The 2,099-nt window shown below is 64.1% G+C and carries 2 protein-coding genes; one reads left to right on the top strand and one right to left on the bottom strand.

Features of this window, described 5'->3' with window-relative positions; all coding sequences use genetic code 11:
* Positions 1 to 14: 14 nt before the first annotated feature.
* Complete coding sequence (locus tag VEY12_13165) at positions 15 to 245, bottom strand: hypothetical protein (protein HYM41072.1); 231 nt, start codon at positions 243 to 245, stop codon at positions 15 to 17.
* A 993-nt stretch (positions 246 to 1,238) separates the two neighbouring features.
* On the opposite strand from VEY12_13165, the gene VEY12_13160 reads away from it, so the two are divergent.
* Positions 1,239 to 1,778, top strand: coding sequence for a hypothetical protein (locus VEY12_13160; GenBank protein ID HYM41071.1), 540 nt, complete (start codon positions 1,239 to 1,241; stop codon positions 1,776 to 1,778).
* The last annotated feature ends 321 nt before the right edge of the window (positions 1,779 to 2,099 follow it).

Below are 2,099 nucleotides of genomic sequence, written 5' to 3'. Positions count from 1 at the left end.
GGACCCGTTGCGACTTACAAGACGTTCACAGGGTGGCCCAGGGGGCCCAGCCGGAATCCGCGGCACGTGCACTGCGTCGAGGAGCCGCAGCCGATGCAGAAGAACTCCTGCCGTCCCAAGTCGAACGATACCGGGAGACCGCAGCCGCACGCCTGTGGCGTCGGCAGGCGTTGGGCGTGCACTCGGGCGCGCCACGGTGGCGACTCTCCAGGAAACCCAAGCGTGTGCTCCTTGTCCTCCGACATGGGGACCCCTCGCAGCTATATCTCCAGGCACCCGGTCCTAGAAAAGGATGGCGCGGGACTTCCCTAGGCACTCAGATCGCGCTCGGTACTCCTGCATGGCGACGCGCGTGCCCAATACCTCACCCAAGGCCATTTCACTGCAGGCGACGGCCGTTACCAGGGTTCCCGACCGAAAGGAGGTCTCCTCGCGACATCCGAACCGTTTCGAATCGCGGATTGGACATCACAGAGATAAGAGGAAAGGGGGAAAGGGTGAGAGCTCGCTAGCGAAAATCCTCAACTGCACGAGCAGGTGCGGTCTTATCTCTTCTTCTTGCCCTTCTTCCCTTTCTTCGGCACTTCGTTTCGCCTCAAGGGTGAATAGGGACAGAGCCCTTGAATGTTGCGAGGCCGATCTGGATCGGCCAGCCTGTTGCGAATCACGGGATGATCGGTCCGGCGCTCCATCGGTCGATGCCGCCGGAGTGGCCAGGCGTGCTACCGAGGAAGGATTCTCGCTGCATCCGCTGCGGGCTACGGATAGCCGAGGGCCGAACCGCGCCTAGTGCGCCGAATCCGCCTCTCTGCGGTATCCGTGCCGAGTCCCTCTTCACGACTGGTCTCCCAGGGAGGGAACTCGGAATCTGAGCGTGTCGGTCCGGATACAGGCACTTGCGGCTACCCTCCTCTGCGCTGAAACAGTACCCTCCGGGAGGGCGGGGTTGCGGGCTCGAGGAGAATGGCGAGCAGTCTCCGCGAAACATCCCTGACCGATCTCGAGCGGTGCCGGCCAAATGCGCACACGCTACGTCGTCTGAAGCATTTTCGCCGTGCCCCCGGAATCCTACGGGACTGGGGGCCGATCGCGGCCTCGAGATTCCGTGCGAGGGAATCCTGGGAGCCGCTTGGAAATGAAGGCCCAGGAATCCGCAGCCGGAGGCAGCGATTCGTCTGCCCTGTGGTCTTCGCAACGGTGATATAGGTCGGCGTGTGCTCCATGCCGTGAGGGGTTGCATGGCGGAGGCGAAGCGAGTTCTACCGGCGGGCCGCATTCTGCTTGCCGTAGGCGGGGTCCTGTTGCTCGTGGCGTTGTTCCTTCCCTGGTTCGGGATCGGAGGGAACCAGTCGCAGTTGCCCGCGAAAGACTACAACGGGATTGACCTCACGACGCTGTTGAACAATCTGGCGAAGGGGCCGTATGCGTGGCTCGCGTTCGCGTGGCTCCTCATCGTGGCCTTCCTGGCCTTCGTCGCAGCTGGGATCGCCCGCAAGATTGCGAACTTCGGGACGTCAGGCGTCCTCGTGCTCATCCTCTACGCGATCCTGCTGATCGTCGCGCAGAACTTGGTCAACCAGAACGCGACGTCGGGCAACGCGACCGTCGCCCTCGAGTACGGGTTCATCGTGGCCATCATCGGCGCGGCGTGCATCGAGGCGGGCATGCGGCTCTTCAAGGCTCCTGCCGCTCCCCAGGAACAACCTCCGGCGGCGGCCGAATCGAAGCCCGCGACTCCTGCCGCACCTCCGGTGCAACCCGAGACGCCGGCACCTTGAGCGCGGCGACTCTGCCCCAAGGTCGGATTCGCGTTGGGAGGACCCGCAGGAAGAGTTCAGCTGGGGTCCCGCACCGGGATGACGATCTCCCGGATGCCGGAGTTCGGTCGTTGGTTGACGACCGTGTCGACAGCGTGGGCGACGTCGTCCACCGCGGGGGCCCACTCGGCCTCGGCAAGGGAGAGGCCTTCCTTCTGTCCTCAGAGCTCGGTGATCACGTAGCCCGGGGGCACGTAGGCCTCTAGGAGGCAGATGTGCCGAATAGGCTGCGGGCCGGTCATTCTTCAGGAGGAAACTCCCAGCTGGAGGTCCCCGGGCCAA

Source organism: Thermoplasmata archaeon (assembly GCA_035632695.1).
GTDB lineage: Archaea > Thermoplasmatota > Thermoplasmata > RBG-16-68-12 > RBG-16-68-12 > RBG-16-68-12.
The sequence above is the reverse complement of the archived record's forward strand: the minus strand, read 5'-3'. Positions and strand labels throughout refer to the sequence as shown.